This window comes from Halomonas jincaotanensis, from assembly GCF_018448785.1.
Taxonomy (GTDB): domain Bacteria; phylum Pseudomonadota; class Gammaproteobacteria; order Pseudomonadales; family Halomonadaceae; genus Halomonas; species Halomonas jincaotanensis.
Genome location: NZ_JAHCLU010000008.1, coordinates 185,621 through 208,915, shown reverse-complemented (window position 1 = coordinate 208,915; position 23,295 = coordinate 185,621). Strand labels below are relative to the sequence as shown.

The following is a 23,295-nucleotide window of genomic DNA, read 5'->3' as shown; positions in this document are numbered from 1 at the left end:
ATGCGAGAGTAGGTCATCGTCAGGCACCTCTCCCGGCCCCCCAGCATCACGCGATGCTGGGGGGCTCTCGTGTGCGGAAAAGAAAAACTCACACAGAAAAATGTAGACAACACTCTCAAACATAACGCCAGCCCTAGGGCCTGGCGTTATGTTTGAGAGCGCGAGAGTGCTTTTACCCGCACAATAACTCGAGAGTCTCCACCAGGCTGTCCATCTCATCATCAGTGCCGATCGAGATACGCATAAAGTCACGCAGGGCGTGTGTGTTGAAATGACGGACCAGGATGCCGCGCTCGCGCAGTCCGACAAATAGCTGAGCCGCGTCGAATTGGGGATGGCTGACGAGGATGAAATTGGCTTGGGAAGGAAGTATCCGGAAACCCAGTTTTTCGAGGCGAGTCCGGGTGCGCTCGCGTGTCGTAACTACTGCTTCACGGCACGCCTCGAAATGCTCGTCGTCATCAAGGGAGGCAATGGCGACGGCACTGGCCAAGCTATCGACGGGATAGGAGTTGAAGGAGTTCTTGACTCGTTCGAGCCCTTCGATCAACTCCTGAGACCCTACTGCATAACCCAGCCTCAGGCCGGCGAGGCTGCGGGACTTTGAGAAGGTGCCGGTGACCAGCAGGTTAGGGTAAAGAGTCACCAAGGGCGCAGCACTCTCGCCGCCGAAATCGACGTAAGCCTCGTCGATCAGTACAACCGATTCCGTAACTCGTTGCAGCAGGCCGGTGATGGCCTCCCTACCGTGGCCGTGGCCGGTGGGAGCGTTTGGGTTGGCAAAGATGACGCCGCCGGCATCGGTGCCGAAATCATCGAGATCGACTCGCCATTGCGAATCGAGTGGGCGAATAAGTCCTTCGATGCCGTAGAGCTTGCAGTAGACGGGATAGAAGCTGTAGGAAATGGATGGCATCTCCAGAGGCCTGGCTTGACAGAAGAAAGCCTGAAAGGCGAGGGCCAACACTTCATCGGAACCATTGCCGACGAACAAGTTTTTCCGTTCAACTCCAAGGTTTGTCGCCAGAGCATCGCGAAGTGCACGGGACTCCGGATCGGGATAAAGCCGAAGATGATCGGTGGGATAATCCCGCAGGACGGTGCCAACACCGGATGCCGGGGGGTAAGGGTTCTCGTTGGTATTCAACTTGATCAGACGTTCGCGGGGTTGTTCGCCAGGCACATAGGGCGTCAGTTCACGAACTGCGGGGCTCCAGAACTTGCTCATGATCTCTCGCTAGGTGGCACCGGGGTTATGTAACCATGGTGACCTGTGCAACGCGACCGCGCAAGCGACTGACGTGCTAGGATAATGGCCTTTGTCCGCATGCGAATTCACTGGATCTGTTCATGACCGCGCAAATTCTCGCGACCCTGCTACCGGTGTTTCTTATTTCCGGCTGCGGGACGCTCTACGGCCACTTTCGCACACCCGATATACGCGGAATGAACACGCTCAACATGGAACTCTTTGTGCCCATGCTGGTGTTTGCCGTGCTTGCCGACGGACAAGCGCCGCTGGAAGAATATGCCAAGCTAGCGCTGGGCGGCGTGGTGATTGTGCTGGGCTCAGGCCTCGTGCTCTGGCCGGTCGTGAAATGGCTGAAATTGAACCCAAAAACCTTCCTGCCGCCGATGATGTTCAACAACTCCGGTAACATGGGCATCCCGCTGTTGCTGCTAGCCTTCGGCGAGTCGGCGCTACCCGCGGCGGTCGTGCTGTTCATTGTCGAGATGCTGCTGCACTTTTCGGTGGGACTCTACATGCTAAGGCCCGGCACTTCACTCTGGCGTTTGCTGCGCATGCCCATCGTGCTGGCAAGCATCGCCGGCCTTGCCGTTAACCTGAGCGGGCTTGCGCTGCCGAGCTGGTTGCTTGAGGCGCTGCACATGCTCGGTGGGGTCTGTGTTCCCTTGCTGCTCTTCGCGCTGGGCGTGCGGATGCTGGATATCGATTTCGGTGACTGGAAGACCGGGTTGCTCGGTGCCTTACTCTGCCCGCTGTCAGGCCTGGTACTTGCGGTGCCGCTGATCTGGCTGCTTGAGTTGAGCGGCTTGCAGGCGGCTTGTCTTTGGGTCTTCGCGGCACTGCCCCCGGCGGTACTCAATTATCTTGTGGCCGAGCAATACCGGCAGGAGCCCCATACCGTGGCGTCGTTGGTATTGATTGGCAATCTTGGTAGTTTGATAGTGATGCCGGTGGTACTAGGGCTTGTGTTCGTCTACGTTCATTCTGGCGTGTGATCGCAAGGAACACCCGGTAGCCGATGCTGTCAGCTGAGGGCGTGAGAGAGTATGCTATCAATTAGGCAGCCGTGGATTACGGAGTTAGGCCCATTGTTTAGGAGGAGCTACATGCAAATCAGAACGTTGCTGGCCGGGTCGGCCTTTGTCGCTTTATTGGCCGGCTGTGCTGCCGGGCCCGGTGAACAGGCTGCAGCCCCCGAGATGGCCGAGCCGCAAGCGACTTATCAGGGTACCCTGCCGTGCCGCAACTGCGACGGTATCGACATCAATGTCGAAATGACCGGCGATGAGTCGTCGGCGCCGGAAGATCGGACGTTCACCCTGGACGCCACTTATCGTGCCCACCCGCAAGACCCACCTGACGAGAACTACGCCGGTAACTGGGAAGTGCTGAGCGGGACGGCTGAAAACCCCGACGCGACCGTCTATGAGCTCACGCCTGACGGAGATGGCCAGATCTACTACTTCATGCGTATCGATGCCGATACCCTGGAGCTGATCGACCCACAGCGCCGTCGCTTCCAGAATAACGACATGCTTCAGTTGCAGCGTCAGTAACAGCTGTATGCTGGTAAGCAAGGGCGGCCCCAGGGCCGCCCTTGTCGATTCCGGGGCTGTTAGAATAGACGCCATTTCAGCAACGAGAGCAGGGCATGGCCAAAGCGAAAAGTGCCTTCGTGTGCACCGAGTGCGGCGCCGAATTCCCCAAGTGGCAGGGGCAGTGCAGCAGTTGTCAGCAATGGAACACCCTGAGCGAGGTGCGCCTGGCGGCCTCGCGCCCCGGTGGAGCGGCTACCACCAATGCTGGACGAGGCGGCTATGCCGGTGACCTGTCGCGAGAGGTGGTCGACCTAGGCAGTGTTGATCTCACCGAAGTGCCCCGACTTTCCTCGACCTTCGAGGAATTCGATCGGGTGCTGGGCGGTGGACTGGTCCCGGGGTCGGCGGTGCTGCTGGGGGGCAATCCTGGCGCCGGCAAGTCGACACTGCTGCTTCAGACCGCCTGCAAGCTGGCTCAGGCGCGTCGCGTCGTCTACGTAACCGGGGAAGAATCGCTCTCCCAGGTGGCGATGCGGGCGAGCCGATTGCAGCTGCCGACCCGTGGGCTCAAGATGCTGGCCGAAACCAGCGTCGAAACCATCCTCGCGGTGGCCGAGCGTGAGCGGCCGGACATCCTGGTGATTGACTCGATCCAGACCATGCATCTGGAAGACATCGCCTCGGCCCCGGGCGGCGTGGCCCAGGTGCGCGAGTCGGCCGCCGCCCTGACCCGCTTCGCCAAGCAGTCGAACACCGTATTGCTGTTGGTGGGGCATGTCACTAAGGATGGCACCCTGGCAGGTCCCAAGGTCCTCGAGCACATGATCGATGCCTCATTGTTGCTCGAGGGCGGAGCCGATTCGCGTTTTCGTACCCTGCGTGGCCAGAAGAACCGCTTTGGGGCGGTCAACGAGTTGGGGGTCTTCGCCATGCTCGAGCAGGGCCTGCGCGAGGTGAAGAATCCCAGCGCCATCTTTCTCTCGCGTAACGAGGAACAGGGTGCTGGTAGCCTGGTGATGGTGGTCTGGGAAGGCACCCGGCCGATCCTCGTAGAGGTACAGGCACTGCTCGACGATTCAGCGCTGGGCAATCCGCGTCGCGTCGCCGTGGGGCTGGACCCCAACCGGCTGGCCATGTTGCTGGCGGTGCTTCATCGTCATGGTGGGCTCTTCACCGGCGACCAGGACGTTTTTCTCAACGTGGTCGGTGGGGTCAAGGTGTTGGAAACCAGCGCCGACCTTGCCGTGCTACTCGCAGTGGTGTCCAGCCTGCAGAACCGACCGCTGCCACGCGAGCTGGTAGTCTTCGGCGAAGTCGGGCTATCCGGTGAAATCCGCCCCGTGCCCAGCGGTCAGGAGCGCATCGTCGAAGCCGCCAAGCATGGCTTTACACGGGCGATCGTGCCGCGGGCCAATGCGCCCAAACGCTCGCCCGTCGGTATGGAAGTCATCGCCGTGGACAAGCTCGCCGATGCCCTGGAGGCCCTGTGACCGCACCCGACCATCGCAAGGCATGTTGTAGACTGTCATAAATGCTGTTGCCAAGGAGAACGACATGAGCGCCATCCATCTGACTCAGTACAGCCAGGGAGCCGGCTGTGGTTGCGAGATCGCCCCCGACGTGCTCGATGGTATTCTGGCCAAAGCCGGACCGGGCGCTAACCACGCCCGCCTGGTGGTCGGCAACCAGGGCCGCGAGGATGCCGCCGTATACGACCTCGGCGATGGCCGTGGGATGATCACCACCATCGATTTCTTCATGCCCATCGTCGATGATCCCTTCGATTTTGGCCGCATTGCCGCCACCAATGCCATCAGTGATGTCTACGCCATGGGTGGCAAACCGTTGATGGCACTGAGCATCCTGGGTTGGCCGTTGGAAAAGCTGAGTGCCGATGTGGCGGGTGACGTCGTCGGCGGCGCCCAGGCGGTATGCCGTGAGCTGGGCGTGGCACTCGCCGGCGGCCATTCGATCGAGTCGTCGGAGCCGTTTTTTGGTTTATCCGTCAACGGCTTGGTGGATCTGGCGCACCTCAAGCTCAACGAGGGGGCGCAGGTCGGTGACATGCTGTTCCTGACCAAGCCGCTGGGCATCGGGTTGCTGACAACGGCAGAGAAGCAAGGGTTGATCCAAGCGGGCCATCAAGGCCTGGCCCGGGAGACGATGCTCAAGCCCAACGACATCGGTATCGAGCTCGCCCGTGTGAAGGGCGTGCATGCCATGACCGACGTCACCGGCTTCGGACTGGCCGGACATCTTGTCGAAATCTGCAAGGCCAGCGGCGTGGCGGCCCATATCGATTTCCGGCGCCTGCCGCGCCTGGCCGAAGCCGAATCCTATCGACGCCAGGGCGCCGTCCCCGGTGGCTCCCAGCGCAATCGAGATGCGTTGGGGGATAGCCTGCCGAAGATGGACGAGGCGCACTGGCAGTGGCTTTGCGATCCCCAGACTTCCGGAGGCCTGTTGCTCTCGGTGCATCCTTCCTGGGAGGATGATGTCGAGCGTATCGGTCGTGAACACGGTATAGAACTCGTGCCCTTCGGCGAGATTGTCAGATCCAGCGGCCCGGCCATGATTACGGTGCGCGGATGAGTCTGCCGCTGATCGAGCCAGATCTGACGCTGCTGCAGGAGGGCCGGATACTGATCGACGTTCGAGCGCCGGTTGAGTTCAGCCAGGGTGCTCTGCCAGGGGCGGTCAATTTGCCGCTGATGGATGATGAGGAACGCCGCCGGGTCGGTATCGCATACAAGCAACAGGGCCAGGATGCCGCCATCGCGCTCGGCCAGCGGCTGGTCAGCGGCGCCGTCAAGGAAAACCGGGTCGCTGCCTGGGTGAAGCTGCTCGATGACCATCCCGATGCGGTCGTCTACTGTTTTCGGGGTGGGCTGCGCTCCCAGGTGTCCCAGCAGTGGCTTGCTGCGGAAGCGTGCATCACGCGCCCGCGGATCCGCGGCGGCTGGAAGGCCATGCGCCAGGCGCTGTGTGAGCGTATCGATACCGCGGCGGAGCAGCCACAGTTAGTGGTGAGCGGCCTGACCGGTTGCGCCAAGACGGCGTTGACCCTGAAGGTCGACAACGGCTTGGATCTAGAAGGGTGCGCGAGGCACAAGGGCTCGGCCTTCGGTCGCCATCCGTTGCCTGCCCCGTCGCAGATCGATTTCGAACATGCCATCGGCCGCCGCCTGCTGGACTTGCCGGGACCGCTGGTGCTGGAGGACGAATCCCGCCACATCGGCGCGGCCAATATTCCGCTGCGCTTCTGGGAGGGGATGGTCAAGGCGCCACGAATCCGCATCGAGATGCCGCTGGACTGGCGGCTCGAGCAGATCAGCAAGGACTATATCGACGATCTCTGGGACATCTATCGCGCGCAGTATGGCGACTGGCTGGGTTGGGCGCTGATGCGCAAGCAGCTCTCCACGGCACTGGGCCGGCTGCGAAAGCGCCTGGGCAGCGCGCGCCTGGCACGGCTTTCACGCCTGCAGACGCTGGCTTTTCGGGAACACGAGCGCGGCAATCGACAGGCTCACGAGGCCTGGCTCGCGCCGCTGTTGACCGAGTATTACGATCCGCTCTATCGCCATCAACTGGAAAAGCACCCCGAGCGCCGCTTTCTGCATGTGGGCGACTGGGAGAGCTGCCTCGAAGCGGCACGCCATTGGTCGCGAGAGGCGAGCCAGGCATCAGCGGCGGCGCTGTCGGCCTGAATATGACAGCGACGCGCTCAGGACGAGGTGCTGCGCAGCCATTGGCTCAGCACCCGGTCGAGCAGAGGGGCAAGACGGTCGAAGCGTCGGGGATCTTCGAGCATCGCTGCGGTGCTCTGCACATGCGGGCTGGTTGCACTGCCTGCCGGCGGCGCCTGACCGTCGATCAGTTGCGCCACGCTGACGGCTGTCGCCTCCAGGTGGCAGAGCAGGCCCACCACGCGTCCCGCGTCCCAAGCGAATCCCTGGATCGGGCTTGCCGCGCTGCCACCCAGGGGGCTTGCCTCATCCGGCAGGGCAAAGACCTCACGGTGCCACATGAAGGCATCGAAGCGCTCTGGTAGATCGAAGGGGCTGTCGGCGGCCAGGTCGATACGCTGCCAGCCGCTTTCGGCGAAGGTGCCGCTCGCTACCGTCGCCCCCAGCGCCAAGGCGATCAAGCGCGCCCCGAAGCCGATGCCGAGGATGGGTTTGCGGCTGTCCAGCGCGCGTTCGATGAGCTTGCGTTCCTGCCGCAGCCAAGGGAGGGTGGGTTCGGCATCGATAGTGGAGGGCCCGTCGAGCACGACAAGGGCGTCGCAATCGGCCAGGCGCGGCACCAGCTCGCCCGCATCGAGATGAAACACCGTGTGGCTGTGACCCATGCTGGTCAGCCAGTCGGCGAGTCGGGCCGGCCCCTGATGAGGGCTATGCTGGAGCAGATGAAGGTGCATGGATGACCTCGCCGTTGATGAAGAAACAGGGATGACATGACAAGGGAGCGCAAGGGTACATGAAGTCGGCGCTGCGAGAACAGATATTGACCATCCTGGCCGAGATTCCAGTTGGGCGAGTCACGACTTACGGGCGCATTGCCGCAATGACGGAGGGGGGAACGCCGCGCCTGGTGGCACGCGCCCTGCGCGACCTGCCGGCAGGCCATGAACTGCCATGGTTTCGGGTGATCACCGCCTCGCGCCGGCTGGCCGACCATGGCGGTGCCGATGAACAGCGCCAGCGCTTGGTCGCGGAGGGCGTGATCTTCGATGCGCTGGGTCGTGTGCCGACCGAACGACTATGGCCTTGAATACTATGATTCCGAGAACAACCACCCATTTCGATATTCCATGCGGGAAAGCGTTTCATGATTCAGGATCGCCGTGACTTCTTTCAGCGGCTTCGCCAACTCGACCGCCGCCGCCAGCAGGCCTTCATGGCCGCGCTCTGCGAAAGACTGCTGCCAAACTATGTTTTTTACTGTCAGGCTCTCTGCGACGAGGCCGCCGGCCGGGGCGACTCCCATGGACTCAGGGTGATCCTGGACCTGGTCTGGGAGCAGCTGTCGGTGAAAGAAGCGCGCATCGACTTCGACCGTCAGGCCGATAAGCTGGCGGAGCTTGAACCCGCGGCGAATGATGAGAGTTTCGGCGCCCGCCGAGCGCTGGACGCGGTCGTGGCGCTCTCGGCGCTGCTCGACACCCTGCGCGGCGAGGCGCCGGACGCCGTGTTCGAGGTCAGCCGCACCTCGAAGGGTGGGATACGCGCCTTCATCGAGCTGACCGAGGGCGAGGAGGACGCCGAGCGACTCGGCGAACTGGTGCGCCGACATCCGCTGATGGCGGACGAGCTCGATTTTCAGGAGGCCGTACTGCAAGCGGTGGAAGAGCCCGTCGATCGCGAGTCGCTCAAGGCGCTGCGGCGCCTGGGACGCAACGACGGTGTCAGCAACCTGGGGCTCTCCGCCGACTGAGAGCTCTCCACCGACTAACCCTATAAGCGCATCTCGATGCCGCGCTCGGCCATATAGCGCTTGGCTTCGGGAATGGTGTACTCGCCGAAGTGGAAGATGCTGGCGGCAAGTACGGCATCGGCCCCGCCCTTGGTCACGCCCTCCACCAGATGATCCAGATTGCCGACACCACCCGAGGCGATCACCGGCACACTGACGGCTTCACTGATCGCCAGGGTCACGCCCAGGTCGAAACCGACCTTGGTGCCGTCGCGGTCCATGCTGGTCAGCAGCAGCTCACCAGCGCCATATTCGACCATCTTCTTCGCCCATTCCACGGCGTCCAGCCCGGTGGGTCGGCGCCCGCCGTGGGTGAAGATCTCCCAGCGGTCCGGCTCGCCCTCGGCGGATACCTTCTTGGCATCGATGGCCACCACGATGCATTGACTGCCGAAGCGCTCGGACGCCTCATGCACAAAATCGGGGTTGGTCACCGCGGCAGTATTGATCGAGACCTTGTCGGCGCCGGCGTTGAGCATGGTGCGAATGTCGTCGCAGCTGCGGATGCCGCCGCCCACGGTCAGTGGAATGAACACCTCGCCGGCGATGCGCTCGACCATTCCCACGGTGGTGTCGCGATCCTCGTGGCTGGCGGTGATATCGAGAAAGGTGATCTCGTCGGCACCCTGCTGGTTGTAGCGTTGGGCGATCTCCACCGGGTCACCGGCGTCGCGGATGCCGATGAAGTTGACGCCCTTGACCACACGGCCAGCGTCGACATCGAGGCAGGGGATGATGCGCTTGGCGAGTCCCATGGCTTAGCTCCCGGTCCGGTTGGCGAGTTCATCGCATAGCCGCTGGCCCTCGGCCAGGTCCAGCGAGCCTTCATAGATGGCACGCCCGGTGATGGCACCGAGAATGCCCGGCTCGCCGGTGGCGATCAGCTCGCGGAGGTCATCGAGGTTGGTGACGCCGCCCGAGGCGATCACCGGCAATCCGCCTTCGCGAGCAAGCTCGGCGGTGGCCGCGACGTTGACACCGGACATCATGCCGTCGCGGGCGATATCGGTGTAGACGATGCTGGAGACGCCGTCATCAGCGAAGCGCTTCGCCAGGTCGGTGGCTTTCAGCGTGGAAACCTCGGCCCAGCCGTCGGTAGCCACATAGCCGTCACGCGCATCCAGGCCGACGATCACGTGACCGGGAAAGGCACGGCACATCTCGCCGACGAAATCGGGTTCCTTGACTGCCTTGGTGCCGATGATCACGTAGGAGACGCCTGCCGCGAGATAATGCTCTATCGTCTCGGCGGAGCGAATCCCACCGCCGATCTGGATCGGCAGTTCAGGCCAGGCGCGGGCAATGGCGGTGGCGGCCTCACCGTTGATCGGCTGACCCTCGAAGGCCCCGTTGAGGTCAACCAAGTGCAGGCGACGCGCGCCGGCTTCCACCCAGCGGGCGGCCATGGCCACCGGATCATCGCCGTAGGTGGTGGCGTCGTCCATGCGACCCTGCTTGAGACGCACGCACTTGCCATCCTTTAGATCGATGGCGGGAATTACCAGCATATCAGTGTCCTTGGTTGGCGCGGTCTCGGGCGCCTGTCATTGGCGCGGCCTCGGGTGCCTGTATATGCACGGCCTCGGGTGCCAGCCATTGGCGAAGCCTCGGGCGCCTGTAAAAAGAGCAGCGCCGTTCAGGGCGCCCAGTTCACGAAGTTTTCCAGCAAGCGCAAGCCAGCGCGAGAGCTCTTTTCGGGGTGGAACTGGACCGCGAAGGTGGCGTCGCGACCGATGGCCACGTGAGCCGTTACCCGGCCATAGTCGGTGGTGCCGAAGACCGTGGCGTCGTCGGTAGCCGCGACATAATAGCTGTGAACGAAGTAAAAGTGTTCGTCCTGATCGATGCCTTCCCAGAGAGGGTGGACGTGGTGCTGGTGTGCCAGGTTCCAGCCCATGTGAGGCACCTTCAGGCGATGGTCGAAATCGTCGCGCATGTCGGCCGGGAAGCGCTTTACGTCGCCGGCCAGGAATCCCAGGCAGTCGATGCCACCATTTTCCTCGCTGCGGTCCAGCAGCATTTGCTGGCCAACACAGATGCCCAGCAGCGGTTTGTCCTGGCGGGCGAGCAGATCCTGGACCAGCCCGCGCAGGTCGGTGCGCTCCAGCTCGCCCATGCAGTCGCGAATCGCCCCCTGGCCGGGCAGCACCAGACGCGTGGCACCGCGGATACAGCGGGGATCGCGGGTGATGATTACGTTCTCGTGGGTGACGTGCTCCAGTGCCTTGGCGACAGAATGCAGGTTGCCCATCCCGTAGTCGATGACGGCAATGGTCATGAAACGCTCCTCGTGTGATCGTTCGATGGACTCAGAGGCAGCCCTTGGTAGATGGCATCTGCCCGGCCATGCGCGGGTCTTGTGCCACGGCCATGCGAAGCGCGCGGCCGAATGCCTTGAAGACGGTCTCGGCCTGGTGGTGAGCGTTCTCGCCTTTCAGGTTGTCGATATGCAAGGAAACCCGGGCATGATTGACGAAGCCCTGGAAGAACTCCCTGAACAGCTGGGTATCCAGCCGACCGACGGCGGCGCGGGTGAACTCGACATTCATGAACAGCCCCGGTCGCCCGGAGAAGTCTACCACGACACGCGACAGGGCTTCGTCCAAGGGGACATAAGCATGCCCATAACGATAGATGCCACGCTTGTCACCGGTCGCCTGGTCGAATGCCTGGCCCAGGGTGATACCCAGATCCTCGACGGTATGGTGATCGTCGATATGCAGGTCACCTGCCGCTTTGATATCCAGATCGATCAGACCATGACGAGCCACCTGATCGAGCATGTGATCGAGGAACGGCACACCCGTATCGCATACCAGGCGACCCTCTCCATCGAGGTTGATTGTCACCGTGATCCGGGTTTCCTTGGTGTCACGGGTGATGGTCGCGATGCGCTCGGACATATCGGGGCTCCAGTGGTGTGGCGCTTGTCGGAAATGACCGGTGCCTGCACCGGAATGGGCAACGCGGTGACTGAGCTGTGCCTGATGCCGCGAGCCTGCCATTATAGAGAATTGCCCACCCCATCCGCTACAATGCGCCCCATTCAGTATTGGCCGGTTCGTTCCTCGGCCAGGGAGGTCCACACATGACGGTGACTCTCCAGCAGCTCGATCGGAGTGTCTGGGAGGCTGATCCTCAAGCCAGGCTCGATCTCGCTCGCATCTATGCCGATGCCCCCAGCGAGCGACTCCCTCTGTCGGTAGATGATTTCATTCATAACCACTTGGACGCCGGGAATTTCTATTTCTGTGCCAGATTCGGTGAGCATTTGCTTGGTGCCGTGGCGGTGCAGGACAGCGGTGATGCCTGGTGGCTTTCGCACCTTTGCGTTCGTAAATCGACCCGGCGCAGCGGGGTCGGGTCACGCCTGCTGGCACTGGTCGGTGAGTCAGCGAGTCTCCAGGGACGCAGGATGCGCGTGTTTGCCTCGCAGCTGCCCATGGCCGATCAGGTGCTGCTTTCCCGACTCGGTTATCGGCTGACCCCGGCGGGCGACTATTTCGAACTCAACCTTCCTGGACACGGAGATAGTGAATGAAACGGATTTTGCGGACCCTGCTTGCGGCGGTCGGTATTCTGGCGCTGGTGATGGTCGGGGCGGTGATCTACGTCACCACCTTCTTCGATCCCGAGGATCTCAAGCCTCGGTTGGTCGAAGTGGTTCGTGAGCATAGCGGTCTGGAAATGACGCTGGAGGGCCCGCTGAGCTGGTCGTTTTATCCTCGTTTGGGCGTCAGTGTGGCGAGTGCCGAAGCCTGGTTGCCGGATCAGGAGGTCGAGGAGGAGGCGCATTTTGCCGCCTTCAGCCATGCCGAAGTCAGCCTGTCCTTTGCGCCACTGCTGCGCGGCGAGATCGCCATCGATGGTTTGACGCTGGACGGCATGCGGCTGAATCTGGAGCGCGACGAGCAGGGGCGTGGCAACTGGGAGGTGTTGGTCGAGCGGCTCTCCGAGCGCAGCGAAGCGGCGGAAGGGGCGCTATTGCCAGCCAGCGCAGGCCCCAACCCCGATGGCGACGCCGAAGAGGGTCGGCTGGCCGTGGCGCTCAATATCGCCAATGTACGACTGCGTGACGGCGAGGTTCGCTTCCGTGATCTGCAAACGAATCAGGAGTGGCGACTTACCAACCTAGATATCGGCGGTAGCAACGTCAATCCCAACGGCCCCTTTCCGCTCGAAGCCTCTTTCAAGGCCTACCTGTTTGACAAGCTCAGCGGGGAAGAGCAGGCAATCGAGCCGCAGCTGGAGAGCGATATTGCTTTCAAGAGCAGGATGGAGCTGAAGCTTGCCGAAGGCCGCTACGTGCTTGAGGACCTCAACTTGACGAGCGCCACCCGCCTTGGCGACAGCGATGACGAGCAGCAAGCCAACCTCCAGAGCAGCGAAATGGTCATCGATACCACCGAGCACCGCTGGCAACTCGAGGCGGCCAAGCTCGACGCCAGCCTGCACCACCCGCGCCTGGGCGAGAAGGCCATGCCGCTGTCGCTGGGCTTCGAGCTGGACGCCGACCTTGCGGAACAGACGGCTCAGTTCCGCGAGCTGGAATTGACCGGTGAAAATGGCCTGGAACTCAGCGGCACGCTCAAGGTGACCGAGCTGTTCGACGCGCTGGCCTACAGTGGCCAGATAAACCTGGCGCCGCTTTCGCTGCGCCCCTGGCTGGCCCGGCTCGATATGCTACCCAACATGGCCAGCGATTCGGCGCTGGGTGACGTGGCGCTGACCAGCCCCTATGAGGGGAACCTAGAAAGGGTGGCATTGACTGGGCTGACGCTAGTGCTCGACGATAATACGTTCACCGGCCGTCTGGGTGCTGGTTTCGACGGCGAGTCACTCGATTTCAACCTAGAAGGCGACAGTCTCGACCTCGATGCCTATCTGCCCCCCGCCGAGCCGAACGCCGATACGGCACAAATGCCTTTCGTGCCGGGCATTGAGCGAGCCTACGCGCAAACCTCTGATGCCTTGGTGCCTGTCGAATGGCTTTCAGCGCTTGCTCTGGAAGGGGAGCTGCGCCTCGCGGAGCTTCAACTGATGGGCCTGGAGTTCCTGGACGTACAACTGGCGCTTTCCGGCAGTGATGGCCGCCAGCGACTGGTTGCCTTCGAGTCAGGTTTCTACGAAGGCGAGCTTGCGGCGAGTGGGGAGCTGGACACTCGGGAGTTACCGCTACGCTGGTCGCTCGCACCTCAGCTTTCTCGAGTCGGTCTTGTGCCGCTGTTCGAGGCGCTGGGCGAGTCTTCCCCTCCGCTGCGCGGCCGCTTGTCGATGGAAGGCGATCTCGATGCCCGGGGCAATGTCTTGCCAGAGCTCAAGCGCAGCCTGAGCGGCAACCTGGCGGCTCGCCTGGAGGAAGGCGCTATTCTCGAGACCAATGTGTCCCAGGTCCTGTGTACCGCCGTCGCGACCCTTGAGGGTGAGGAGACCCGCCGTGAATGGAGTGATGAGACCCGCTTTGATCGTGCCGAGGCGAACTTCGTCATCCGTGACGGCACCGTGGAGAGTGATAACCTGATCGTTACCCTCCCCGGCATTGAAGTCGGGGGCGAAGGGCAGCTCGATATCGTCAGCGAGCAGTTCGACGTGCGCGCTGCGGCCCGCTTCGTGAATACCGCCGATGCCGCCTGCGAAGTGAGCCCGCGCCTCGAGCGGGTGCCTTTCCCGGTGCGCTGTGAAGGTAGCCTGAGCGGCGACAATAGCGAGTGGTGCCGCTTCGACCGCGGGGCGCTGCAAAATACTCTGGCCGAGTTCTTGCGTAATGAAGCCTCGCAGCGTGCCGGTGAGGAAGCCGAACAGCGCCTCGAAGGCGCTCTTGAGGGGCTTGACGAGCGTATCGGCGAGGAGGCTGGCGGAGAGCTCCGCGATGCCCTGCGCGGTCTTTTCAACTGAGCGTGACATTTTTCCCGCGTCGGCCCCGGCCGGCGCTTTTTCTCGCCTTGATCATGGAGCACGCATGACCGAAGTGCCGTCCCCCGTGCTCGCGCCTGCCGCTTTCCAGCGTCGCCTGCTGAGCTGGTTCGACGGCCACGGGCGTCATGACCTGCCATGGCAGCAGGAGCGCACGCCCTACCGGGTCTGGGTCTCGGAAATCATGTTGCAGCAGACGCAGGTCGCCACGGTGATTCCCTATTTCGAGCGCTTCATGGCCCGCTTTCCCGATGTCCAGGCGTTGGCGGGCTCCACACAGGACGAGGTGCTGCACCTCTGGACCGGGCTTGGCTATTACGCGCGAGGGCGCAACCTGCACAGGGCCGCGCGCGTAGTCGTCAACGATCATGGCGGCGAGTTCCCCGTGCACAACCTGGATGACATGGCCGCCTTGCCGGGCATAGGACGCTCCACCGCCGGGGCGATCATCGCCCAGAGCACCGGCCGGCGGGCGACGATCCTCGATGGCAACGTCAAACGAAGCCTGTGCCGCTTGCATGCCGTCGAAGGCTGGCCCGGGCGGCCCGCGGTGGAGCGCCGGCTCTGGGCCTTGGCCGAGCATTTCACGCCTTGCGAGCGCCTGGTCGACTACACCCAAGCGATGATGGATTTCGGGGCAACGCTGTGTCGCCGTGGTCGCCCTGATTGCGCACGCTGTCCTTTCAACGACGTCTGCCTTGCTCATGAGCGAGGCGAGGAGCGCCGCTTTCCCGAGTCCAAGCCCAAGAAAGCGCTCCCCACACGCACGACCCTCATGCTGTTGCTGCGCGACGACAAGGGGCGTGTGCTGCTCGAGCAGCGTCCCTCGTCCGGGCTCTGGGGTGGACTATGGGGCTTGCCCCAGTTCGATGATGATGAATCGCTGCGGGCCTGGCTGGATGCCCGCCTACCGGACGCCGAGCTGGCGCCAGCCTGGGCGGCATTTACCCATGTGTTCAGTCATTTTCGCCTGAAGGTCACGCCACAGCCGGCAAGGATCAAACGATTCGACGCGGTAGGCGAAGCCCAGCGCTGGTACGATCCAGAGCAGCCCGACACTATCGGCTTGGCGGCGCCGGTGAAAGCGTTGCTGAGATCGCTTGAACCTGTCGCCCTGACCGCCCCTGCCGGCCCCAACACGCATTACCAGGAGCATTGACGATGAGCCAGACCGTTTTTTGTCGCAAGTACCAGCAGGAGCTCGAGGCGCTGCCGTTTCCTCCCCTGCCCGGCAAGAAGGGCCAGGAGATTCAGTCCAGCGTATCGAAGCAGGCTTGGGAGGAGTGGCAGGCACTACAGACCCGACTGATCAATGAAAAACATCTTAATATGCTCGAGCCTACCTCCCGTGAGTATCTGATGGAGCAGATGGAACGCTTTTTCGACAATCGCGAGACCGACCAGGCCGAGGGCTATGTGCCGCGTGATACCTGACCTCTCTGCCGACCTTCGTTGAGCGCCAGTCCCCGCCATCTTTTTGAAACGAAACGGGGTTGACGAAAACGACCCCTTAGGGTTTAATACGCACCGTTGGCAGCGGCCAGATAGCTCAGTCGGTAGAGCAGGGGATTGAAAATCCCCGTGTCGGCGGTTCGATTCCGTCTCTGGCCACCACAACTGCTGGGGTATAGCCAAGTGGTAAGGCACCGGTTTTTGGTATCGGCATTCCCAGGTTCGAATCCTGGTACCCCAGCCACGCCAATCCCTTTCCGATTCTGCATCTCGCGCGAGTCGGTCCCGAGCCGGCATAGCTCAGTTGGTAGAGCAACTGACTTGTAATCAGTAGGTCGCGGGTTCGACTCCTGCTGCCGGCACCATAGAAAGTCCCGGGAAAACAAAGCGTTGCTGCATATAAGAGGCCGCCTAATGAGGTGGCTTTTTTGTGTGTGTCATTTCTATGGTGTTGCGCGGCCTTGCCGGTCGCTTTGCTTCATTTGTCGATAATAATCGCGCGTCTTCGAAAAACTACGGCACGAGGGATAGTGAGGTATTGTCGAAGCTGGACCCGCTAAGCTGGTGGGGTAGACTGTGAAACCGTCGCCCGGCGGCACGTATAAATGAGAAGGAGAAGACGCCAGATGCGCTTTGTACCTCGTTTCACCGATGGCCAGGCGTTTCCCGAAGCGCTCGGCAAGATTGTTTGTGTCGGCCGCAACTATGCCGATCATGCCCGTGAGCTGGATAACCCTGTGCCCAGTGAGCCGCTTCTCTTCATCAAACCGGCAACCACTGCGGTACCCTTGGAGCGGCCGATCGATGCGCCATTCTCGCGCGGCGAAGTGCATTACGAGACGGAACTGGCCCTGCTGATCGGTAAGGAACTCTCGGATGCTACGTCGGACGAGGCCGAGCGTGCGATCGCGGGTATCGGCCTGGCGTTGGATCTCACGCTTCGCGATGTCCAATCGCGATTGAAGGAAAAGGGGCATCCGTGGGAGATCGCCAAGTCCTTCGATGGCGCCTGTCCGCTGTCGGCGTTTCTGCCCCTCGCCCAAGTGCCCAACTGGAGTGCGATCTCCTTTACACTGGAGGTCGACGGAGAGCCGCGTCAGAAAGGCGAAGGCGCCGACATGCTGTTCCCTGTCTCGACGCTGGTCGCCGAAATGAGCCGTCATTTCACGCTCCAACCGGGTGATGTCGTGCTGACCGGCACGCCTGCCGGGGTTGGGCCGCTGGAGCGTGGTTCGCGGCTACGTTTTACCCTGACAGGCGGATTTGAGGTCAACACCCGCGTCGTGGATTGATTCAGGCTGGTCGAGCAGGCTAGTAAATCGGGCTACTCGAGATAGGTATAGCCCTCGAGGCCTGCGGAAAGATCATCAAGAAAGCGCTGCTGCTCAGCCTCGCTCAGCTGGCTCGCGGCGAGCTGATCGGCGAGGCGGGTGCGCAGCACCTCGGCATCGAAATTGACGTAGCCGAGCACGTCGGTGACGCGGTCGCCCTGCTGACTATGGCCCAGCGCCCAGTGGCCGGCTTCGTCCAGGGCAGCATCCACCGAATCGGTATCTCCAAACAGGTTGTGCAGGTCGCCAAGAATTTCTTGGTAGGCACCGACCAGGAAGAAGCCCAGCAGCTTTTCTTCGTCCTCCTGCCATTCCGGCAGCGGCAGGGTCGTCTCGACCCCTTGACCGTCGACGTAGCCATCGATGCGACCGTCGGAATCGCAGGTGATGTCCTGGATCACCGCGCGGCGCGTGGGCTCGCGGTTCAGCCCCGACAGTGGCAGTACCGGAAAGATCTGCTGGATCCCCCATACGTCGGGAACCGACTGGAACAACGAAAAGTTGACGAACAGCTTGTCGGCGAGCTTCTCGGCCAGTTCGTCAGCGATCTCTCGGTGGGCCCGGTTGCGGGTGTCGAGCTGTCCGCGCAACCTCGCGCAGGCGGCGAAGTAGACGCCTTCGCCCTCTGCCCGGGCCAGGATATCGGCGATACCGATGACGAAGCGCTCGTGCAGTTCGCTCATTGCATGCGCCAGGTCGTGCCAGGCCTCTACCAGGCCGCGAGGCTCGCGCATGGTGTGCAGCTCATCGTGCACCCGCCACAACTCATTGACCTGCGGGTCGCCCTCCACCCGTCGCTGGGGGGCCTGCTCGCTCACCCGCTCCTCGCCAATCACGTTGGTGATCAGCACCGCATGATGGGCGGTGAGCGCGCGCCCGGACTCGCTGATTAGGTGGGGCGGCGGCAGCGCCAGCTCTTGGCAGGCTTGGGCGAACGCGCTGACCACATTGCGGGCATATTCGAGCATTGAGTAATTGGCTGAGCAGAAACTGCGCGAACGAGTGCCTTCGTAGTCGATCCCCAGGCCGCCACCCACGTCCACGGTATCCACCAGCGCGCCCAGTGCCACCAGGCTCTGGTAGAAACGGGCACACTCGCGCAGGCCGCGCTGGATGTCGCGGATATTGGCGATCTGCGAGCCCAGATGAAAGTGCACCAGTTGCAGGCTGGCAAGAGCATCCGCCTCGCGCAGCTGCTCGACTACGAGCAGGATCTGACCGGCGGTGAGGCCGAACTTGGACTTCTCGCCGCCGGTGTTCTGCCACCGGCCACGCCCCACCGAGGCAAGCCGGGCGCGAATGCCGATGCGTGGCGTGACACCGAGTTGTGCGGCCTCGTCCAGAATCAGCGGCAGCTCCGAGAGCTTTTCCACCACCAGATAGACCCGATGGCCGAGTTTTTCGCCCATCAGCGCCAGGCGAATGTACTCGCGGTCCTTGTAGCCGTTGCAGACGATCAGCGAGGGCCCGTCAGCCGAGAGAGCCAGCACGGCGAGCAGTTCCGGTTTGCTGCCGGCCTCCAGCCCAACACGGCCGCGGCCGCGCTCGTGAGTCGACAGGATCTCTTCGACGACGCGGCGCTGCTGGTTGACCTTGATCGGATAGACGGCGGTATAGCCACCGGTAAAGGCCTCCTCGTGCATGGCCGTATCGAAGGCCACACACAGCTGCTCGACGCGGTCATGGAGAATATCGGTGAAGCGCACCAGCACCGGCAGGCGCAGGCCCGCCTCGCGTAACTGGGCAGCCAGGCCATCCAGTGGTAATGATGGCCCTTCGACCTCGTTACCCAGCGGCCGCACCAGGGCATGACCCCCGTCGTCGACATCGAAGTAGCCGCTGCCCCATTGATCGATGTTCCAGGTGCGTCGCGCGCGTAGCGATGTTTCGCCTTGGTTGCCGGTGGTCTGGCTCATGTTGCGTCCTCGGGTAGCGGCAGGGCGCCGTGCTGCAGTCTGGCGAGCAGGATGGTGCGAAACTGCTCGGGGTCATGGGGTGTCAGGTCGTGGGCCGGGGGGTCGACGTAGATCACCAGCAGGCGCGACAGCCAGTAACGCAGCGCCGTCATGCGCAGCATCATCGGCCACACTTCGCGCTCGGCGTCGGAGAGCGGGCGGCGGGCCATATACGCCTCGAGAATGGCATCGTGGCGCTCGGCATTGAGCCGGCCGTCGGGCTCGGTAGCCCAATCGTTGATGACGATGGCCAGATCGAACAGCAGGTCACCGGTGCAGCCGTTGTAGAAATCAATCAGCCCGCCCAGGCGGTCGCCATCGAACAGGGTGTTGTCGCGGAACAGATCGCCGTGCAGGGCGCCTTCGGGCAGCTCGAGCCTCGCGCCAAACACCCCCTGGTAGGTTTCCACTTCGTCTTTCATCAAGGCCTGGTCGTCCGGCGACAGGTAGACCAGCACCTTGTGATGCATTGGCAGCAGCCAGTGCAGATCGCGTGGGTTGGGCCGATGGCCGGTAAAGTGCTGCGAGACCTGATGCATGCGCCCCAGGGTGTCGCCCAAGGCACGGCACTGCGTCAGGTTGGGGTCGTGCGGGTGCTTGCCGGGAAGCCGGGGGAAGAGCAGCGCCGGCTTGTCGGCGAGACGATGCAATGCCACGCCATCGCGGTCATGCAGCGGCCCGGGGACCGGCAGGCGATGTTCGTCCAAGTAGTCGAGCAGGTCGACGAAGAAGGGTAGCTCATCGAACGCGCCTTGCTCGAAGAGCGTCAGGACCAGTTCACGTCGGTCGGTGGTAACGAAGAAGGTGGTGTTCTCCGTGCCGGCAGCGACGCCTTCCAGGGAGACCAGCGAACCGGCATCGAAGCGGCTCAGGAGCGCCTCGACCTGGGTCTCGGTAAGCGGTGTGAATACGGCCATGTCTCTCTCGCCCGGGTTGACAAGCCGCCCATTGTAGCGACTTGGCGACATGATGCACGTGATCGGCCGATGGTCTGTCGCCTCGGGCCGAGGCATGCGGAGCTACGCTGGCGTGGATGGGCTCAAAATTCCTTGAGGACCCATTGGGGCACGGCAAGGCGATCGCCATCCTGGCGTTCAAAGTTACCGTCGCCGTCATGGTCCACCAGGTAGTAGGAAGGACCACGGGAGGGCCTGATCTCGATCGCGTAGAGCTCGCCATTGACCCGATACTCGCGAATGGTCCGGTCGTCCTCCTGACGGATGGTGATGTCAGGTGTGACATCGGTGGAGGATTGCGCCAGTGCCGTCGACGAGGCCGTAACCCCCAACGCTAGCACCATGGCGAGAACCGGAACGAGAACATCCGGGGCAAGGTGAGAATATCGCTTCATGTTGACCTCCTGCGCCGCTGGGCGGCGTCGATTTCCCTGCGTGGGATGTCTGCAGTGTATGACGTTGTGGTCCGCTGGCACACACCGGGACGGCAAAAGACTGCCGCTGCGGGTATCATGGGACCGCTGCGTTCCCGATTCCCTGTTCAAGATCAACGGATGCCGATTCATGGCCGACACCCCCATCGTTCTCGTCGACGGTTCCTCCTACCTCTATCGCGCCTTCCATGCCTTGCCACCACTGGCCACCTCGAAGGGTCAGCCTACGGGGGCCATCAAGGGGGTGATCAACATGCTCAAGCGCTTGATCAAGGATTACCCCGACAGCCCTATGGCGGTAGTCTTCGACGCCAAGGGCAAGACCTTTCGCGATGCGCTCTTCGAGCAGTACAAGGCGCACCGGCCGCCGATGCCCGACGACCTGCGCTCCCAGGTGACGCCGCTACATGACTGTGTGCGGGCGTTAGGGTTGCCACTACTGTGTATCGAGGGCGTGGAGGCCGACGACGTCATCGGCACCCTGGCGAGGCAGGCGACCGAGGCGGGCCGCGATGCCGTGATCTCCACCGGTGACAAGGACATGGCGCAGCTGGTCAATGCGCACATCACCCTGGTGAATACCATGAAGGACGAAACGCTCGATGCGTCGGGCGTCGAGGCCAAGTTCGGCCTGCCACCCTCGCTGATCATCGACTTTCTGGCGCTGATGGGCGACAAGGTCGACAACATCCCCGGCGTGCCGGGCATCGGGGAGAAGACAGCGCTGGGACTGCTGAAAGGCATGCAGGGCGGTCTCGAGACGCTCTACGCTGATCTGGAAAGGATCAAGACACTCGAGATACGCGGCGCCAAGACCCTGGTGAAGAAGCTCGAAGAGCACCGCGAGCAGGCGTTCCTGTCCTATCAGCTCGCCACCATCAAGACCGACTGTGACCTGCCGGTGGGGCTTGATGACCTCGACATCGCCCACCCCGACCGCCAGGCGCTGTTCGAGCTTTACCGCGACCTGGAGTTCAAGGCCTGGCTCGCTGAGCTGCTCGAAGGCAAGGACGAAGGGGTCGACGATGTCCCGGCCGGCACACCCGTTCCGGCCAGCGCTCAACAGAGCGAGCCGGGCGAGGATGCGCCTGGTGGCCGCGTCGACCGCGAGGATCACATGGTCCTCGATCAGCCAGCGTTTGATGCCTGGCTCAAGCGCCTGGCCGCGAGCGAGGCCTTCTGCTTCGATCTCGAGACGACAAGCCTGAACTATATGGAGGCCGATATCGTCGGCATCGGGTTGTCCCTCGACCCGGGCGAGGCGGCCTATATCCCGCTCGCGCACGATTATCTCGACGCGCCCGAACAGCTCGACCGTCACGCGGTGCTCGAGGCCCTGCGGCCGCTCTGGACGGATGGCGCCAAGACCAAGATCGGTCAGAACCTCAAGTACGACATCTCGGTACTCGCCCGTTACGACATCGAAGTCGCAGGGCCGCTGGAAGACACCATGCTCGAATCCTACGTGCTCGACTCCACGGCCACCCGCCATGATATGGATTCGCTGGCGCTCAAGTACCTTGGCGAGAAGACGGTGAGCTTCGAGGAGTTCGCGGGCAAGGGGACCAAGCAGCTGACCTTCAACCAGATCGCCCTGGAGCAGGCCGCCCCCTATGCCTGCGAGGACGTCGACATCACCCTGCGGCTACATCATGCGCTGCGCCCGCGCCTGGCCGCCGAGGGGCGGCTGGCGAGTGTGCTCGAGGAGATCGAGCTGCCGCTGGTGCCGGTGCTGTCGCGCATGGAGCGCACCGGCGTGGCGCTGGACCCCGAACGCCTGCATGCCCAGAGCCAGGAGCTGGCGACACGTATCCGCGAGTTAGAGGGTCAGGCGTTCGAGCTCGCCGGTCGCGAGTTCAACCTCGGCTCGCCCAAGCAGCTCGGCCAGATCCTGTTCGAGGAGCAGAAGATCCCGGTGATCAAGAAGACGCCCAAGGGCGCGCCTTCTACTGCTGAGGCGGTGCTCGAGGAGCTGGCGCTGGACTACCCCCTGCCCAAGGTGATCATGGAGCACCGCGGACTTTCCAAGCTGAAATCCACCTACACCGACAAGCTGCCGCGGCTGGTCAACAAGGCGACCGGGCGGCTGCATACCAGCTATCACCAGGCAGTCACCGCCACCGGGCGTTTGTCCTCCTCCGATCCCAACCTGCAGAACATCCCTATCCGCACCCTGGAAGGGCGACGCATCCGCCAAGCCTTCGTGGCCAGGCCCGGATACTGCATCGTCGCGGCCGACTACTCGCAGATCGAGCTGCGCATCATGGCGCACCTCTCCGAGGACAAGGGCCTGCTCGACGCTTTCGCCGAGGGCCGCGATATTCACGCCGCCACGGCAGCCGAGGTGTTCGGCGTGCCGCTGGAGAAGGTCTCCCACGACCAACGGCGCAGCGCCAAGGCAATTAACTTCGGGCTCATCTACGGCATGAGCGCCTGGGGGCTCGGTCGCCAGCTGACGATCGAGCGTCGCCAGGCTCAGACCTATATCGATCGCTATTTCGACCGCTACCCCGGGGTGGCCCGCTACATGGAGCGTATCCGCGCCCAGGCCGCCGAGGATGGTTATGTCGAGACGGTGTTTGGACGCCGCCTGCACCTGCCGGAGATTCGCTCCCAGAACCACGCCCGTCGCCAGGGTGCCGAGCGAACCGCCATCAACGCCCCCATGCAGGGGACGGCGGCGGACATCATCAAGCGCGCGATGATCGACGTCGACGCATGGCTGGGTGGCGAGGACTTCGATGCGGTCATGGTGATGCAGGTACACGACGAGCTGGTCTTCGAGGTCAAGGAAGCCCAGGTCAAGGATTTCATCGCCAAGGTGAAGGCCCGCATGCAGGCCGCCGCCGAGCTCAGCGTGCCGTTGACCGTGGAAGCCGAGAGCGGTGTGAACTGGGACGAGGCGCATTGAGGCCTTGGGATAAGACAAAAGAAGCTAGAGCAGAGGCCCACGGCATTGCCGTGGGCCTCGTTATTGCGACGCTTTACT

22 protein-coding genes and 3 tRNA genes are annotated in these 23,295 nt (G+C 62.7%); 16 read left to right on the top strand and 9 right to left on the bottom strand.

Annotation, left to right across the window (positions count from 1 at the left end; all coding sequences use genetic code 11):
• Nucleotides 1-172: 172 nt before the first annotated feature.
• The gene (hisC, locus tag KG088_RS09705; RefSeq protein ID WP_213825318.1) at nt 173-1,228 is read right to left on the bottom strand and encodes a histidinol-phosphate transaminase; all 1,056 of its coding nucleotides are present in this window, start codon (nt 1,226-1,228) and stop codon (nt 173-175) included.
• Nucleotides 1,229-1,350: 122 nt separating this feature from the next.
• Here hisC and KG088_RS09700 point away from each other — a divergent pair, with 122 nt between their 5' ends.
• The 5 genes from KG088_RS09700 to mnmH all read left to right on the top strand — a co-directional run bounded on the left by KG088_RS09700 (nt 1,351) and on the right by mnmH (nt 6,497).
• Nucleotides 1,351-2,244, top strand: a complete 894-nt coding sequence (locus KG088_RS09700) for an AEC family transporter (RefSeq protein WP_213825317.1) — start codon at nt 1,351-1,353, stop codon at nt 2,242-2,244.
• Nucleotides 2,245-2,355: 111 nt separating this feature from the next.
• On the top strand, nt 2,356-2,805 hold the full coding sequence (locus tag KG088_RS09695) for a copper resistance protein NlpE N-terminal domain-containing protein (protein ID WP_213825316.1): 450 nt from the start codon (nt 2,356-2,358) through the stop codon (nt 2,803-2,805).
• A gap of 95 nt (nt 2,806-2,900) precedes the next feature.
• Nucleotides 2,901-4,277, top strand: a complete 1,377-nt coding sequence (gene radA / locus KG088_RS09690; protein ID WP_213825315.1) for a DNA repair protein RadA — start codon at nt 2,901-2,903, stop codon at nt 4,275-4,277.
• A 64-nt stretch (nt 4,278-4,341) separates the two neighbouring features.
• Nucleotides 4,342-5,379, top strand: coding sequence for a selenide, water dikinase SelD (gene selD / locus KG088_RS09685; RefSeq protein WP_213825314.1), 1,038 nt, complete (start codon nt 4,342-4,344; stop codon nt 5,377-5,379).
• The gene (gene mnmH, locus KG088_RS09680; RefSeq protein ID WP_213825313.1) at nt 5,376-6,497 is read left to right on the top strand and encodes a tRNA 2-selenouridine(34) synthase MnmH; all 1,122 of its coding nucleotides are present in this window, start codon (nt 5,376-5,378) and stop codon (nt 6,495-6,497) included. Before selD ends, mnmH begins: the two co-directional genes overlap by 4 nt.
• Nucleotides 6,498-6,514: 17 nt before the next feature.
• On the opposite strand, the gene KG088_RS09675 is transcribed toward mnmH, so the two are convergent.
• Nucleotides 6,515-7,210, bottom strand: a complete 696-nt coding sequence (locus tag KG088_RS09675; protein ID WP_213825312.1) for a type 1 glutamine amidotransferase — start codon at nt 7,208-7,210, stop codon at nt 6,515-6,517.
• Between the two features lie 59 nt (nt 7,211-7,269).
• Between KG088_RS09675 and KG088_RS09670 the strand changes: the two genes are divergently transcribed.
• Together KG088_RS09670 and KG088_RS09665 are read left to right on the top strand one after the other, a co-directional pair.
• Nucleotides 7,270-7,563 (top strand): MGMT family protein, encoded by a 294-nt coding sequence (locus tag KG088_RS09670; RefSeq protein ID WP_213825311.1) that lies wholly within the window; start codon nt 7,270-7,272, stop codon nt 7,561-7,563.
• Nucleotides 7,564-7,620: 57 nt separating this feature from the next.
• Entirely contained in the window at nt 7,621-8,226 is a 606-nt protein-coding gene (locus KG088_RS09665; protein WP_213825310.1) for a YjaG family protein, read from the top strand.
• Nucleotides 8,227-8,246: 20 nt separating this feature from the next.
• Here KG088_RS09665 and hisF read toward each other — a convergent pair whose 3' ends face one another.
• The 4 genes from hisF to hisB all read right to left on the bottom strand — a co-directional run bounded on the left by hisF (nt 8,247) and on the right by hisB (nt 11,168).
• Nucleotides 8,247-9,020 (bottom strand): imidazole glycerol phosphate synthase subunit HisF, encoded by a 774-nt coding sequence (hisF, locus tag KG088_RS09660; protein ID WP_213825309.1) that lies wholly within the window; start codon nt 9,018-9,020, stop codon nt 8,247-8,249.
• A gap of 3 nt (nt 9,021-9,023) precedes the next feature.
• Nucleotides 9,024-9,773 (bottom strand): 1-(5-phosphoribosyl)-5-[(5-phosphoribosylamino)methylideneamino]imidazole-4-carboxamide isomerase, encoded by a 750-nt coding sequence (gene hisA / locus KG088_RS09655; protein ID WP_213825308.1) that lies wholly within the window; start codon nt 9,771-9,773, stop codon nt 9,024-9,026.
• 128 nt (nt 9,774-9,901) lie between these two features.
• On the bottom strand, nt 9,902-10,543 hold the full coding sequence (gene hisH, locus KG088_RS09650; protein WP_213825307.1) for an imidazole glycerol phosphate synthase subunit HisH: 642 nt from the start codon (nt 10,541-10,543) through the stop codon (nt 9,902-9,904).
• 31 nt (nt 10,544-10,574) lie between these two features.
• Nucleotides 10,575-11,168, bottom strand: a complete 594-nt coding sequence (gene hisB, locus KG088_RS09645) for an imidazoleglycerol-phosphate dehydratase HisB (protein ID WP_213825306.1) — start codon at nt 11,166-11,168, stop codon at nt 10,575-10,577.
• A 185-nt stretch (nt 11,169-11,353) separates the two neighbouring features.
• Between hisB and KG088_RS09640 the strand changes: the two genes are divergently transcribed.
• The 8 genes from KG088_RS09640 to KG088_RS09605 all read left to right on the top strand — a co-directional run bounded on the left by KG088_RS09640 (nt 11,354) and on the right by KG088_RS09605 (nt 16,922).
• On the top strand, nt 11,354-11,806 hold the full coding sequence (locus tag KG088_RS09640; RefSeq protein WP_213825305.1) for an acetyl-CoA sensor PanZ family protein: 453 nt from the start codon (nt 11,354-11,356) through the stop codon (nt 11,804-11,806).
• The gene (locus KG088_RS09635; RefSeq protein ID WP_213825304.1) at nt 11,803-14,160 is read left to right on the top strand and encodes an AsmA family protein; all 2,358 of its coding nucleotides are present in this window, start codon (nt 11,803-11,805) and stop codon (nt 14,158-14,160) included. Before KG088_RS09640 ends, KG088_RS09635 begins: the two co-directional genes overlap by 4 nt.
• 64 nt (nt 14,161-14,224) lie before the next feature.
• Nucleotides 14,225-15,337 (top strand): A/G-specific adenine glycosylase, encoded by a 1,113-nt coding sequence (mutY, locus tag KG088_RS09630; protein WP_213825303.1) that lies wholly within the window; start codon nt 14,225-14,227, stop codon nt 15,335-15,337.
• A gap of 2 nt (nt 15,338-15,339) precedes the next feature.
• Entirely contained in the window at nt 15,340-15,612 is a 273-nt protein-coding gene (locus tag KG088_RS09625) for an oxidative damage protection protein (RefSeq protein ID WP_213825302.1), read from the top strand.
• 104 nt (nt 15,613-15,716) lie between these two features.
• Nucleotides 15,717-15,792: transfer RNA gene (locus KG088_RS09620), tRNA-Phe, on the top strand.
• Nucleotides 15,793-15,799: 7 nt separating this feature from the next.
• Nucleotides 15,800-15,874: transfer RNA gene (locus KG088_RS09615), tRNA-Gln, on the top strand.
• 45 nt (nt 15,875-15,919) lie between these two features.
• Nucleotides 15,920-15,995: transfer RNA gene (locus KG088_RS09610), tRNA-Thr, on the top strand.
• Nucleotides 15,996-16,256: 261 nt separating this feature from the next.
• A complete protein-coding gene (locus KG088_RS09605) occupies nt 16,257-16,922 on the top strand; it encodes a fumarylacetoacetate hydrolase family protein (protein WP_213825301.1) in 666 nt (221 codons plus the stop codon).
• Nucleotides 16,923-16,954: 32 nt separating this feature from the next.
• Here the strand turns inward: KG088_RS09605 and speA are convergent, their stop codons facing one another.
• The 3 genes from speA to KG088_RS09590 all read right to left on the bottom strand — a co-directional run bounded on the left by speA (nt 16,955) and on the right by KG088_RS09590 (nt 20,267).
• The gene (gene speA, locus KG088_RS09600; protein ID WP_213825300.1) at nt 16,955-18,877 is read right to left on the bottom strand and encodes a biosynthetic arginine decarboxylase; all 1,923 of its coding nucleotides are present in this window, start codon (nt 18,875-18,877) and stop codon (nt 16,955-16,957) included.
• Entirely contained in the window at nt 18,874-19,833 is a 960-nt protein-coding gene (locus KG088_RS09595; RefSeq protein WP_213825299.1) for a homoserine kinase, read from the bottom strand. The genes speA and KG088_RS09595 overlap by 4 nt, the downstream gene beginning before the upstream one ends.
• A gap of 122 nt (nt 19,834-19,955) precedes the next feature.
• Nucleotides 19,956-20,267 carry a DUF2782 domain-containing protein gene (locus tag KG088_RS09590; RefSeq protein WP_213825298.1) on the bottom strand — a complete coding sequence of 104 codons (312 nt, stop codon included), beginning with the start codon at nt 20,265-20,267 and terminating at the stop codon, nt 19,956-19,958.
• 169 nt (nt 20,268-20,436) lie between these two features.
• Between KG088_RS09590 and polA the strand changes: the two genes are divergently transcribed.
• Entirely contained in the window at nt 20,437-23,217 is a 2,781-nt protein-coding gene (gene polA / locus KG088_RS09585) for a DNA polymerase I (RefSeq protein WP_213825297.1), read from the top strand.
• Nucleotides 23,218-23,295: the final 78 nt, after the last annotated feature.